General features: G+C 65.9%; 14 protein-coding genes. All 14 read right to left on the minus strand.

The genetic code is table 11. The features are described from left to right. Window positions 1-5: 5 nt before the first annotated feature. Window positions 6-659 (minus strand): pyroglutamyl-peptidase I, encoded by a 654-nt coding sequence (locus AC0L3S_RS00205; protein ID WP_473277716.1) that lies wholly within the window; start codon window positions 657-659, stop codon window positions 6-8. Continuing rightward, complete coding sequence (gene meaB / locus AC0L3S_RS00210; RefSeq protein WP_473263100.1) at window positions 656-1645, minus strand: methylmalonyl Co-A mutase-associated GTPase MeaB; 990 nt, start codon at window positions 1643-1645, stop codon at window positions 656-658. Before meaB ends, AC0L3S_RS00205 begins: the two co-directional genes overlap by 4 nt. 51 nt (window positions 1646-1696) lie before the next feature. After that, window positions 1697-3211: a tripartite tricarboxylate transporter permease gene (locus AC0L3S_RS00215; protein WP_473263101.1), complete on the minus strand. Its 1515-nt coding sequence runs from the start codon at window positions 3209-3211 to the stop codon at window positions 1697-1699. Window positions 3212-3215: 4 nt separating this feature from the next. Further along, window positions 3216-3710, minus strand: a complete 495-nt coding sequence (locus tag AC0L3S_RS00220; RefSeq protein ID WP_473263102.1) for a tripartite tricarboxylate transporter TctB family protein — start codon at window positions 3708-3710, stop codon at window positions 3216-3218. Window positions 3711-3940: 230 nt separating this feature from the next. Further along, window positions 3941-4933, minus strand: a complete 993-nt coding sequence (locus AC0L3S_RS00225; protein ID WP_473263103.1) for a tripartite tricarboxylate transporter substrate binding protein — start codon at window positions 4931-4933, stop codon at window positions 3941-3943. A 129-nt stretch (window positions 4934-5062) separates the two neighbouring features. Continuing rightward, window positions 5063-5833 (minus strand): RsiV family protein, encoded by a 771-nt coding sequence (locus AC0L3S_RS00230; RefSeq protein ID WP_473277717.1) that lies wholly within the window; start codon window positions 5831-5833, stop codon window positions 5063-5065. Between the two features lie 53 nt (window positions 5834-5886). Further along, a complete protein-coding gene (gene scpA / locus AC0L3S_RS00235; protein ID WP_473277718.1) occupies window positions 5887-8043 on the minus strand; it encodes a methylmalonyl-CoA mutase in 2157 nt (718 codons plus the stop codon). A 23-nt stretch (window positions 8044-8066) separates the two neighbouring features. After that, a complete protein-coding gene (locus AC0L3S_RS00240) occupies window positions 8067-8531 on the minus strand; it encodes a GFA family protein (RefSeq protein WP_473277719.1) in 465 nt (154 codons plus the stop codon). Next, entirely contained in the window at window positions 8528-10399 is a 1872-nt protein-coding gene (locus tag AC0L3S_RS00245; protein WP_473277720.1) for a methylmalonyl-CoA mutase family protein, read from the minus strand. Before AC0L3S_RS00245 ends, AC0L3S_RS00240 begins: the two co-directional genes overlap by 4 nt. A gap of 81 nt (window positions 10400-10480) precedes the next feature. Then, the gene (folK, locus tag AC0L3S_RS00250) at window positions 10481-10972 is read right to left on the minus strand and encodes a 2-amino-4-hydroxy-6-hydroxymethyldihydropteridine diphosphokinase (protein WP_473263109.1); all 492 of its coding nucleotides are present in this window, start codon (window positions 10970-10972) and stop codon (window positions 10481-10483) included. Window position 10973: 1 nt separating this feature from the next. After that, complete coding sequence (folB, locus tag AC0L3S_RS00255; protein ID WP_473277721.1) at window positions 10974-11342, minus strand: dihydroneopterin aldolase; 369 nt, start codon at window positions 11340-11342, stop codon at window positions 10974-10976. Continuing rightward, window positions 11339-12199: a dihydropteroate synthase gene (gene folP / locus AC0L3S_RS00260; protein WP_473277722.1), complete on the minus strand. Its 861-nt coding sequence runs from the start codon at window positions 12197-12199 to the stop codon at window positions 11339-11341. Before folP ends, folB begins: the two co-directional genes overlap by 4 nt. Window positions 12200-12434: 235 nt before the next feature. Next, the gene (locus AC0L3S_RS00265) at window positions 12435-12842 is read right to left on the minus strand and encodes a DUF4332 domain-containing protein (protein WP_007608193.1); all 408 of its coding nucleotides are present in this window, start codon (window positions 12840-12842) and stop codon (window positions 12435-12437) included. Window positions 12843-12868: 26 nt separating this feature from the next. After that, entirely contained in the window at window positions 12869-13234 is a 366-nt protein-coding gene (locus AC0L3S_RS00270) for a DUF2267 domain-containing protein (RefSeq protein WP_473263232.1), read from the minus strand. Window positions 13235-13386 lie beyond the last annotated feature (152 nt).

A 13386-nucleotide genomic window follows, 5' to 3' on the forward strand; every position in this document is an offset into this window, starting at 1 on the left:
AATGTTTACGCAGTCGTGTTTCGAGCTTTCCGTGCCAACTGTACCATCTCCATCAGCATCGCTTCCCCGGCGTCCACCAGTTCCTCGAGCGTGATCCGCGGCGCGCCCTTGCGGCGCACGGCGCCACTGCGCGCGAGCAGGGGAATATGGATGAACGCCGCAAGCTGCGGCCCGCCGGCCCTGACGTTTTCGATCGCGCGCCAGCTCAGGTAATTGCAGAGATAGGCGCCGGCGTCGCGCGAGGGGCGCGCGTCGATGCCGGTGAGGCGGGCAGCGCGCAGCAGCCTTGCGGTGTGCGGGCCGAAAATCATCGCGTCCGCATCGCCGGCGATGCCGCGCTTGCTCGAGCGGGTGTTGGCGGCATCGGGCCACAGCATGGTGACGGCGTTGCGCGCGCGGCTCTCGATGCGCAGATAGGGCGTGCGTGCGGCGAGGCCGAACATCAGCAGCGCATCGGGCTTCTCTCTCGCAAGCACCTCCGGCAATTGCCGGTCGACCGCGGCATAGGTGACCGGGAAGATGTGGCTGGAGATTGCGGCATCGTCGAGTGCGGGACGGCGCAATTGCGCCAGCCGAGCGACCAGTGGCTGGGTCGGATTGTAGGGCGCGCCGGGAAACGGGCCGAAGCCGGTGAGCAGAATGCGGAGCTTGTCGCTCATTGCAGCAACTCCAGGATCTTTTCGGCGGCGAGCGCCGGTGTGAGATGGCCGTCGGCCACCTCAGTCTCGATCTTCCGGACCTTGGTCCGCACCGACGCCTCGCTGCGCAACCGCGCCAGCATGCGTTGCTCCAGCATCGACCACATCCATTTCACCTGCTGCTCGCGCCGCCGTGCGGCGAAGTCGCCGGATGCATTCATCGCCTTGCGGTGATCGAGGACCTTCTGCCAGATCTTCGCGATGCCGTCGCCGGTCAGCGCCGAATAGGTCTCGACCGGCGGATGCCAGTGCTCGGAGCGTGGCGTCAGGATATGCAGCGCGCCGCGATAGTCGGCGGCGGTGATGTTGGCGCGCTTGAGATTGTCGCCGTCGGCCTTGTTGATCGCGATCATGTCGGCGAGCTCGACCAGGCCCTTCTTGATGCCCTGCAATTCGTCGCCGCCGCCCGGCAGCATCAGGGCCAGGAAGAAATCGGTCATATCGCAGACCGCGGTTTCGGACTGGCCGATGCCGACGGTCTCGACCAGCACGACGTCGAAGCCGGCGGCTTCGCAGAGCAGCATCGCCTCGCGTGTCTTGGCCGCGACGCCGCCGAGCGTGCCCGAGGACGGCGAGGGGCGGATGAAGGCGTCGTCGGAGGCCGAGAGCCGGGCCATCCGCGTCTTGTCGCCGAGGATCGAACCGCCGCTACGCGCCGAGGACGGATCGACCGCGAGCACCGCGACCTTGTGGCCTTGCTCGATGAGATGGGTGCCGAGCGCGTCGATGGTGGTGGATTTGCCGACGCCGGGCGAGCCGGTGATGCCGACGCGGACCGCTCTGCCGGCGTCAGGCAAGAGCGTCTGCACCAGCTCGCGCGCCAGCGCCTGATGGTCGCTGCGCCGGCTCTCGACCAGCGTGATGGCCCGCGCCAGCGCCGCGCGGCTGCCGGCGCGAAGGTCATGGGCGAGGGATTTGATGTCCAGTGAAGGCTTTTTCTCAACCATGCCCTGCTTTACAACGCCCGCGCGGGGCAGGCGAGGGCCGCCCGCTCGATATCACCGGGATGTCGCCGCCACCCCCGTCCGCACCGGCTTCACCTTCCGCCATGCCCAGACCATCACCGGCCACAGCAGCGCCCCGATCGCCATGGCGGCGAGGATCGCGGCCACGGGGCGCTCGAAAAACGGCAAAATGCTGCCGTCCGACTTGATCAGCGAGGTGACGAAAGCCTGCTCGACCATGGTGCCCATGACGATGCCGAGCACCATCGCGGCGACGGGATAGCCGTTCGCCTCCATGACATAGCCGATCACGCCGAAGGCGGCGACGGTGACGACGCCGAACATGTTGTTGCCGATCGCGAAGGAGCCGACCGCGCAGCACAGCATGATGATCGGCATGATGGCGGAGCGCGGTGCCAGCAGGATGTAGGCGGCAACCCGGATCATGGCGATGCCGAGCGGGATCATCAAAATGTTCGCGATGATGAACATCAGATAGATCGCGTACATGCTCGACGCTTTCTCGGTGAACAGCGTCGGCCCGGGGTTGAGCCCCTTCATGTAGAGCACGCCGATCGCGATCGCTGCGATGGTGTCGCCGGGGATGCCGAACAGCAATGATGGCACCCAGCCCGATGCGATGCTGGCGTTGTTGCTGGCGCCGGCCTCGACCAGGCCCTCGACATGGCCGGTGCCAAATTTTTCCGGTTCCTTGGAGAAGCGCTTCGACATCGCGTAGGACACCCAGGCGGCCATGTCGGCGCCGGCCCCGGGCAGCACGCCGATGATGATGCCGACGATGTTTCCGCGCGTCATCTGCCAATGGTATTTCTTGGTCAGCCTCCACTGGCCGGCCATGATGCTTCCGAATTTGCGCCGCGGCAGCGGCGGTGGCTCGGGCGTCAGCATCGCGCGCATCACCTGGGCGACCGCGAACACGCCGACCAGCGCGGGGATCGGCTCGATGCCGCCGAACAGATCGGTGAGGCCGAAGGTGAAGCGCGGCACGCCGCCGGGATTTTCGATGCCGATGCAGGAGACCAACAGGCCGAGGAACATGCCGGCGATCGCCTTCACGGGCGAGGAGCGCGCCACCAGCGTCGCGCACATCAGGCCGAGCAGCGCCAGCCAGAAATACTCGAAGGTCGAGAACGACAGCGCGATCTCGGCCAGCGGCGGCGCCAGGATCATCAGCGACAGCACGCCGGCGATGCCGCCGACGGCCGAGAACCACACGCCGGCCCCGAGCGCCAGCTCGGCCTGTCCCTTGCGGGTCATGGCGTAAGCCTCGTCCGCATAGGCGGCGGAGGCGGGCGTGCCCGGGATGCGCAGCAGCGCACCGGGGATGTCGCCGGAGAAGATCGCCATCGAGGAGGCCGCCACGATGGTCGCAATCGCCGCGATCGGCGAGAGGTAGAAGGTGACGGGGACGAGCAGCGCGGTTGCCATCGTCGCCGACAGGCCCGGCAGCGAGCCGATCACGAGCCCGTACACGGAGGCTGCGAACATCGCGATGATGACCTCCCAGGTGGAGATCAGAGCGAACGCTTCAATCAGGGTTTTCAGCATGGGATCACCAGGGCGTCGGCAACAGGCCGGCGGGCAGCGGCACGCGCAGCAGCTTGCCGAAGATCAGGTGGATGGCGAACGGCGCCAGCGCTGCGAGCGGCAGCGCCAGCTTCCACTTCGCCCCCAACGCGGTCGAGGTGACGTAGACCATGATCGCCGCGGTGATGATGAAGCCGAGCCGGTCGGCCGCCACCACGTAGAACAGCAGCAGCGCCGGCGGCAGCAGCGCGCGCAGGCTGTAGAATCTTCCCTGCGGCGGCGGGGCAGTCGCTGCCTGGCCATCCTCGAGCGGGATCAGTTCCTCCGCCTCCTCGAAGGTGTGGCCGATCCCGAACACGATCGCGAGCCCGCACAGCGCAAGCCCAATGCCGATCACGAGCGGAAATACGTTGGGGCCGACCGGCTGCCCCGGCACCGGCGGCAGCAGCCAGCCGCCATAGGCGGCTGCTGTGCCGAGCACGACGAGAAACGATCCCGTGACGGAGTCGGGAAGGCGCATGGGAGAATCCTATGAGAGGTGTTCTCCCTCTCCCCGCGCGCGGGGAGAGGGTCGGGGTGAAGGGGGCTCTCCGCGGGGGAGGTGAAAGTTGGATTCGCGGAGAGTCCCCCTCACCCGGAATCCGCGCTTCGCGCGCATTCCGACCTCTCCCCGCAAGCGGGGCGAGGTGAACTGAGCGTGCGGACCGGCCACTTCAATCAACTATCGCTTCGCGTGAGAGTCGCAGGAGATCACGCCTTGCTCAAACCCGCCGCCTTCATCGCTTCGCCCATCTGGGCGTCCCCCTTGTCCATGAAGCTTGCGAACTGGCCGGCATCGCCCCACACGGTGCCGAAGCCGCGATTACCCATGAAGTCCTTGAACTCGGCGGAGTCGTAGACCTTCTTCAGCGCCGCGGTGAGCTTCGTTGCGATCTCCGGCGGCAGGTTCTTCGGCGCACCGATGCCGCGCCAGGCGCCGGTCGCGTAGTCGATGCCCATCGCCTCCTTCAGCGTCGGCACGTCCTTGAAGATTGGATTGCGCGCAGGCGCCATGATGGCAAGGCTCCTGGCCTTGCCGGCCTCGATGATGGCGCGGGCTTCCGGCACCGAGCAGGTGGTGAGGTCGAGGCCGCCGGCGGCGAGGTCCTGCATCGCGGGTGCGGCGCCGTTCGACGGCACCCAGGCGACCTGGTTGGCGGGCAGGCCCATCGCCTGCATCCAGCCGACCAGCGCGAGGTGCCAGATGCCGCCCTGGCCGGTGCCAGAGGCCTTGAACTTGCCGGGAGGGGCGGCCTTGATGGCTTCCGCGAGTTCCTTCACCGTCTTGTAGGGCGAGGAGGAGGAGACCTGGACGCCCGGGGGATCTTCGTTCATCAGTGCCAGCGGGGTGTAGCTCTTCGGCGCCAGCTCGGTCAGCCCTTGCCAATGCATCATCGAGATTTCGACGGTGAGCATGCCGATGGTGTAGCCATCGGGCTGCGCGGTCGCGATCGCGGTATGGCCGACGACGCCGGAGCCGCCGGTGCGATTGACCACGTTGAAGGGCTGGCCGAGATCCTTCTCCAGAAGCGCTGCGACAATGCGCGCAGTCGCGTCAGTGCCGCCGCCCGCGCCCCAGGGCACGATCACGGTGACGGGCCGCGCCGGATAGGCTTGCGCAAGTGCGGGTGTGAGGCCGAATGCGGCCGACGCTGCAACCGCAGCGGAAGAGGCCGCAAAGCTGCGGCGCGTAATCTTGGACATGAATGCCTCCCAGCGGCGCCCATGATTTCGGGCGCTCTTGTCAATGGCGACATTCTAGTCGGCTTTGCAGCGCGGCTGCAAGGCAGCGCAACCAGCGCTCTGCGAGCAACCTGTCGCCGCTCAACACGATCACTGCGGTTCGTCCGCGTCGCTCTTCGGCCGCGAGCCGCCGAAGATGCGGGTGCCTTCCGCGGTGAGATAGGGCTTCAGCGTTTCCCACGGCACGAATGCGACATATTCGCCCTCGGCGTAGGGGCCGACTGCGTAGGGCGGGTAGTGGAAAGTGAGCCCGGAACTCTTGCCCGCGTCGGTTGAGGGCGCGAGCGTCACCGCGCCGATCTTGAGCAGGTTCGGCTCCACGCTCTTGAACCATTCGTCGGTGGCGGTCTCGCTCGTATCGCGCTTCTTCTTCTCGATCTTCAACGATGCGATCACCGCCTTCACCATTGCCTTCATGGCCGGGCCGTTGTCGGCGGTCTCGGTGAAGAACGGGCGGATGGAGATGCGCTTGTTCTCCGCCTTGTCCCACAGGACCGTGTTCACGTCGGAGTTGGGATGGGCGCCGTGGGTGTCCATGTAGTCGTTGAGGAGAATGCTGACATAGCGGTCGGCGACGACGGAGCGGATCGCATATTTGCGCTCAAAGTCCCAGCCGCCATCCCTGAAGAATTGCGGATCCTCTTTGCGCGAGGCGGCGGCTTCAGCCGCGTTCTTGTCGAGCCATTTCCTGCCTTCAGTCAGGCAGTCGGCCGCCAGCGCCGCATCGACCTTGACCTTGTCGTCGAGGAAGACGCGGGCTTCGATGCTCTTGGTCTTGATGACCGCGTCGGGCTTGCGATCGGAGGCATGCGCGGTAGCCAACGACGCGCTGCAGGCTGCGACCACAGCTAGCGCGCGCATGAACGCTGGCGCGGAAAATATCACGCACTGTCCTTTCGAAGGTCGATGGCGACCTACTCCGCCGCCTCGCTATGCCCGAGCCGGGCGTTCAGCTTGCGGATCAGCTCCTCGGCCGCGTCCGCAATCACGGTGCCCGGCGGGAAGATGGCTTCGGCGCCGGCCGCGTAGAGCGCGTCGTAATCCTGTGGCGGCACCACGCCGCCGACGATGATCATGATGTCGTCGCGGCCCTGCTTCTTCAGCGCGGCCTTCAGCTCCGGCACGGCGGTGAGATGGGCGGCGGCGAGCGAGGAGACGCCGAGGATGTGGACGTCGTTCTCGACCGCTTGGCGCGCGGCTTCGTCGGCGGTCGCGAAAAGCGGCCCGATGTCGACGTCGAAGCCGATATCGGCGAAGGCGGACGCGATCACCTTCTGGCCGCGGTCGTGACCGTCCTGGCCGATTTTTGCGACCAGGATGCGCGGACGGCGGCCTTCCGCCTCCTCGAAGGCGTCGATCAGCGCCTGAACCTTCTCGACCCGGTTACCCATGCTGGACGCCTCCCGCTTGTAGACGCCGGTGATGGACTTGATCTCGGCGCGGTGCCGACCGAACACCTTCTCCATCGCGTCCGAGATCTCGCCGACGGTTGCTTTCGCACGCGCAGCGTCGATGGCGAGCGCCAGCAGATTGCCGTTGCCTTCGCCGGCCGAGCGCGTCAGCGCGGCGAGCGCGGCCTCGACCTCCTTCTGGTTGCGTTCGGATTTCAGCCGCGTCAGCTTGTCGATCTGGAGCCGGCGGACATTGGTATTGTCGACCTTGAGGATGTCGATCGGAGCTTCGTCGGTCGGCTTGTATTTGTTGACGCCGATCACCGCCTGTTTGCCGGCATCGATGCGCGCCTGGGTCTTGGCCGAGGCTTCCTCGATGCGCAGCTTCGGTACGCCGGCCTCGATCGCCTTGGCCATGCCGCCGAGCTCCTCGACCTCCTGGATGTGGCTCCAGGCTTTGGCGGCGAGGTCGCGCGTGAGACGCTCGACATAATACGAGCCGCCCCAGGGATCGATGATGCGGGTGGTGCCGCTCTCCTGCTGCAGGAAGAGCTGCGTGTTGCGGGCAATGCGCGCGGAGAAATCGGTCGGCAGCGCGAGCGCCTCGTCGAGCGCGTTGGTGTGCAGCGACTGGGTGTGACCCTGCGTCGCCGCCATCGCTTCCACAGTCGTGCGCATCACGTTGTTGAAGACGTCCTGCGCGGTCAGCGACCAGCCGGAGGTCTGGCAATGGGTGCGCAGTGACAGCGAGCGCGGATCCTTCGGATTGAAAGGCTTCAGCAGCTTCGCCCAAAGCAGCCGCGCGGCGCGCATCTTGGCGACTTCCATGAAGAAGTTCATCCCGGTCGCCCAGAAGAACGACAGCCGCGGCGCGAAGCGGTCGACGTCGAGGCCCGCCGCGAGGCCGGCGCGAAGATATTCGACGCCGTCGGCCAGCGTATAGGCGAGCTCGAGGTCCTGCGTCGCCCCAGCCTCCTGCATGTGATAGCCGGAGATCGAGATCGAATTGTATTTCGGCATCTTCTGCGAGGTGTAGGCGAAGATGTCCGAGATGATCCGCATCGAAGGCGCGGGCGGATAGATGTAGGTGTTGCGCACCATGAACTCTTTCAGAATGTCGTTCTGAATGGTCCCTGAGAGCTTCTCCGGCGGCACGCCCTGTTCCTCGGCAGCCGCAACGTAGAGCGCGAGGATCGGCAGCACCGCGCCGTTCATGGTCATGGACACGCTCATCTGGTCGAGCGGAATGCCCGCAAACAGCGTGCGCATGTCGTAGATGGAATCGATGGCAACGCCGGCCATGCCGACATCGCCGCCGACGCGCGGATGATCGCTGTCATAACCGCGATGGGTGGCGAGGTCGAATGCGACCGAAAGGCCCTTCTGTCCGGCCGCGAGATTGCGGCGATAGAATGCGTTGGAGTCCTCCGCCGTGGAGAAGCCGGCATATTGCCGCACAGTCCAGGGCTGGTTGACATACATGGTCGGGTAGGGGCCGCGCAGATAAGGCGCGATGCCCGGATAGGTCTCGAGGAAGTCGAGCCCGGCCAGGTCGGCCTCGCTATAAGCGGGCTTCACCAGAATACCCTCGGGCGTCAGCCACGGCTCGGCGCTGCCTGATGGCGTGGCGCTCGTGGTGCGCTCGAAGGCGATGTCTGCGAAATCAGGAATGCGGCTCATGGTTTCAACCATATCATAGACGCTCAATCATGGTCTGGATGCTGATGGCTGACGATGGTCGCCATCTTCTCCGGCCCGTAATTCTGCTGCGTGGTCTGGCTTGGAAGATTGGCGATCCCGACCACCCAGCCGAGACGGGACTCGGTGCCGAACTGCCGCGTCGGCACCACGTGGTCGGGGCGGTCGAACGCGCCGGTCATGATCTCGATGCGGTCGCCGTCGATGCGGCCGAAGCTCAACGGCGTGCCGCAGGCGGCGCAATAGCCGCGCTCGGCGATGGAGGAGGAGCGGAAGAACGACGGCTGCCCCTTGGTCCAGGCAAAGTCCGTCGTGTTGATGTCGGCAAAAGAGGCGAACGGCGCCCCGCTGGCCTTTTGGCACATCCGGCAGTGGCAGATCGAAATCCTGTTCGGCGCCGTCATGACTCCGAAGCGCACTGCCCCGCATTGGCAGCCGCCGGTGAGAACGGGTTTGCCTGCTTCCGTCATGGCTGCTCCATCCGTCGATAAATGTCTTGCAGCGTCGCAAGCGCATCGCCACCGGCAAAGACGAAGCCGGTGACGCCGGCTGTACGCAGCGCCGCCTCTGCATCGGTCGGGCGGCCTGCCAGATAGATAAGTCGCGCCCCGGCGGTTTGCAGGGCCTGCGCCGCAGCTTCGGCGTGTTCCGCATACACCTTGTCGCTGGAACAAAGGCAGGCGAGCCCGGCGCCGGAGGCCTTGAAGGCGGCAGCCAACTGGGCCGGATCGGCGAAGCCCTCGCTATCGACGGCCTGGATGCCGCCGGTCTCGAACAAGCTTTTGGCAAAGGTCGCGCGCGCCGTGAAATCGGCGGGCGTGCCGAGATTGGCCAAGAACACTTTCGGCCGCGCGCCGTGGGCCTTCAAGGCCGCATCGGATTTGTCCCGCAGCGCCTCGAACGGTTCCGCCAGCCGGATCGGCGGCAGTGCGTCGAACTTGTATTTTTGCTCGCCATAAGGCGCCAGCGCGATCGGGGTCGCCTTCAGCACCGTCGTCTCGTTCTCGTGCAGGTTCGGAAATTCGCTGGCGCCGGTCAGCACGTCGCGGCGTTTTGCGATGTTGGCGTGGCGGGCTTTTCGCGCGGCCGCGACCTTGCTCTGGAACAGGCCCTGCTGAAGCGCAGCGAAGGCGCCGCCGGCTTTCTCGCTCTCCTGGAATAGCGCCCAGGCCGCGTCGCAGAGCTGGCCGGTCAGCGTCTCGATGCCGCCTGCGCCTGCCGCGGGATCGCTGACCTTGGCGAGATTGCTCTCTTCCAGCAGCACGAGCTGCGTATTGCGCGCCACGCGCCGCGCGAACGGATCGGGCAGGCCGAGCGCCAGCGTATGCGGCAGCACGGTGATCGCGTTGGCGCCGGCAAGTCCGGCCGCAAACGTCGCCATGGTCGCGCGCAGCATGTTCACATAGGGATCGCGCTGCGTCAGCATGCGCCAGGCGGTATCGGCGGCGATGAACAGTGGTCTTGGCGTGAGCCCGCACGCCGTCTCGATACGCGCCCACAGCAGCCGCAAGGCGCGGAATTTTGCCATGGTGAGGAACTGATCTGCATCCGCGGCAAGCCGCGCATAGACCATGCCCTGCGCCTGCTCCAGCGGAACGCCCGCGCCCTCGATCGCGCGCAAATAGGCGACGCCGCAGGCGAGCGCGAAGGCGAGCTCCTGCACCTCCGAGCCACCGGCATCGTGGATCACGCGTCCGTCGGCCGAGGCAAAGGGACCCTTGAAGCCGAGCGCGGCGAGGCCCTTGATGCCGCCAGTGATGGCCGGAACGATCTCGTCCCAGGTATAGGGGCTATGGCCCCACACCGCGGCGGCCGCGAGCGGGTCGAGCCCGAAGCGGATGTCGCAGGCCGCGGGATCGATGCCGTTGCTCTTCACATATTCCGCGACGTGGATCGCCGCCATCCGCGATTGGGGACCGATCTCGAGCTCCAGCCCGATGCCGGCATCGAGATGGATATCCTTCAAAATCTTTGCGACTGCGTCTGCGGTCGGTTCCAGCCCCAAACCGTGAGCGGCATTGCCGCCGGCGAACACCAGCGCCAGACCCGTCGCGCCATTTTCGAGATCGGTCAGTGCCTGCGCGTTCGCCGCACTTGCATCGGGTTGGTCGATCCGCTGCATGATCTGCCAGGGCGCCGCCGCCGGCCGCCCCACCACGGGCGCAACGCCTTTGGCGCGCGGATAGAGCGGATCAATCCTGATGCCGTCATAGGTCTTGCCGACCAGCTTCTCGAACGGCGCGCCCTTCAGCACGCCATCGACCAGCTTGCGCCAGTCGTCGACGGTCGCCTTGGGAAAATCCGCCGCCAGCGGCAGGTCGTCAGTCGCGGAGGTCATGCGGCGAGGGGCTCCCGAAAATCTTGTTGTTCGCAGGCGAAATTGCCACGGCCGGCCGTCCCTGCAAACGGTTGTTTTTGGTTAACCGGTATCCGGAAGCCGCTCAATGCCTTGTGTCGAGACGCTGGCGAGACCGTCACGGACGCGAACGCCTGCGATCACGCGCTCGGGCGCGATCTCGGCCAGCGGCACCAGCACAAAGGCGCGCTCGAACAGGCGCGGATGCGGCAGGGTCAGGTCGGGTTTCTGCATCGACACGTCGTCATAGGCGATCATGTCGAGATCGAGCGTGCGCGGGCCCCAGCGCCGCTCCTTATCGCGCGTGCGACCGAATTTCTGCTCGACCTTCTGCATCACGAACAGCAGCGCATGCGGATCGAGGCTGGTCTCGATCTCGATGCAGGCGTTGATGAAGGGAGCCTGGTCCTCGTCGCCCCAGGGCGGCGTCGCATAGTCCGACGAGCGCGCGATCAACGCAGCCTGCGCCATGCCGCAGATATGGGCGATCGCCTTCTGGAAGGTCGCGCGGACATCGCCGACATTGCCGCCGACCGCAATCAGGACGCTCGCCATGTCAGGGGTGCCGCGAGCGCGTCAGCACGATTCCGACGTCGTCGAAGATCGCGGCGATCGGCGCATGCGGCTTGTGCACGGTGATCTTGACCGCACGGATGCGCGGAAAGTGCGACAGGATGGCGTCGGCGACCGCGCCGGCCGCGCGCTCCAGCAGCTTGTAATTGGTGTTCTTGAAGGCCGCGGTGGTGGTCGCCACGACGTCGGCGTAGGACACGGTGTCGGAGAGGCGGTCGGACCGCGAAGGCTCCGACAGGTCGGTATAAAGCTCGAGGTCGATGACAAAACGTTGGCCGACCTCGGTCTCGTGCTCCATCACGCCGTGGCGGGCATGGATCGACAGGCCGCTCACGAAGATCGTATCGGTCATGGCTTGCTCTCGATTGCGTGCGCCACTCGCAGGGCCTGCAAGGTCTCGGCGACGTCGTGGGTCCGGATGATTTTCGCGCCGCGCTGTGCGGCGATCAGATGCGCGGCGATCGACCCGGCGAGCCGCTCTGTCGGCTCCGACGGCGACACCGAGGCGATGAAGCGTTTTCGCGAGGCACCGACCAGGATCGGCAGGCCGAACACCTCCAGCTCGCCCAGCCGCGCCAGCGCGATCATGCTCTGTTCGGCCGTCTTGCCGAAGCCGATGCCGGGATCGAGCACGATCTTGTCGCGGGCGATGCCGGCTTTCGCTGCGATGTCCAGCGAGCGCAGGAAAAACGCTTTCATGTCCACGATGATATCGATCGCGGGATCGACGCTGTCGCGGTTGTGCATGACGATGACGGGGACGCCTCTCGCGGCGACCAGCGGCGCCATGTCGGCGTCCCGTTGCAGGCCCCAGACGTCATTGGCGATGGCAACGCCCTGGTCGAGCGCGAAGGCCACCACCTCCGCCTTCATGCTGTCGATCGAGACCGGGACGCCGAGCGCCACGATGCCCGGTAGCACCGGCCGCAGCCGCGCCAGCTCATCTTCCGCCGTGACCGGCCGGGCGCCCTTGTAGGGCCGGGTGGACTCGGCACCGATGTCGATGATGTCGACCCCGGCCTCGATCATCGCCCGTGCCCGCGCGAGCGCCTGCTCGGGCGCGATGAAGTCGCCGCCGTCGGAGAATGAATCCGGGGTGACGTTGAGCACGCCCATCACCGCCGGGATCGGCCGCTCCAGCAGCGTCCGCAGCACGTCAAGCCCGACTGAACCGGCCGCCGGGACGGATGGGGAGGGCGAGGCATTCATGCGGCCCGCTTTAGCGGTCGGGGAGGGGGGATTCAAGGCGGGATTGGGGAGCGATCCAGTTGCCCAATACGCTCCGGGGCCCGTGAGGGCGCGATGCTCTTGCCCACGCTCCGTCATCGCGAGCGTAGCGAAGCAATCCAGGCTGCCGCTGCGGAGAGACTCTGGATTGCTCCGCTACGCTCGCAATGACGACCGGGAAGGAGCGGTGCTCTATCTGCCCAGCCTTGTCCCTGGATCAATACGAAATCTTCGGCGGGAGCTTCTTCGCCTTGGCGATGATGTCGCCCACCGACTTCTCCGAGGGCAGGATGCGGAGCAGCTTTTTCTTCTCGTTGGCGTCCCGCATGCTCTGGGCGAGCCTTGCCGGATTTCTGTAGGCGAGCTCGCGCACGGTGGTGACGCCGGCCGCGCGGACCAGGCCGACCTTGGCCCGGCCCATGCCGGGGATGCGCATGTAGTCGGAGACGTTGGCCCATTCCAGCAGCAACTGCTCGCTGATGCCGGTCTTGGCGGAGAGAGCCTTGCGGCCCTTCACGGTCGAAGCCGCCTCGAGCAGCGCGTCGGTGGTGCGGATACCCTGCGCCTTCAACTTGTTGGCGGCAAAGGCCGACAGGCCCTCAATCTCGGAGATCGGATATGTCATGATACTCGATGTGAAATGCGCAGGCGTCAGGCGAACTGGCTGAGGCCCGGGGTCCCCGCGATGATCTTGCCCATCTGATCCGCTCCGATTTTGTCTCGGCCGAAGCGAAAAAGTTCACGGGCGATGTTCTGAATCTCGGACATGCCAAGTCCCAGGCTCATCAGGCGCGTGCCCACCGCCATCAGGCCGCCGCCCATCAGCCGCGACAGTCCTCCGCCGCTGCCGGACGCCTCGATTGCCGCTTCTGCACCCGGAATCTGGTCGATCAGGACCTGGACGCTGTCGGAAGGACCCTCGTTGCGGAGGAAGCCCAGGATAATGCCGACCGTCTTTTCGGCGACAGCACTATCTATGCTGGCGTTTGTCGCCAGCCGCCCGATTAGCTCGTCCATATGGCCGCCCCTCAGCCGGTTCACATGCCGGAGTATTGCTTTCGAAAATGATCTTGAGCCGGTGTGATGTGAAATACAAGCGATGAACGCCATCAACGTTCCGATTCAGTCTCGAACGCGCGAGAAGTGTTGCAGCGATGCAAGAGCGGAGA

The organism is Bradyrhizobium sp. Ken01 (genome assembly GCF_055807355.1).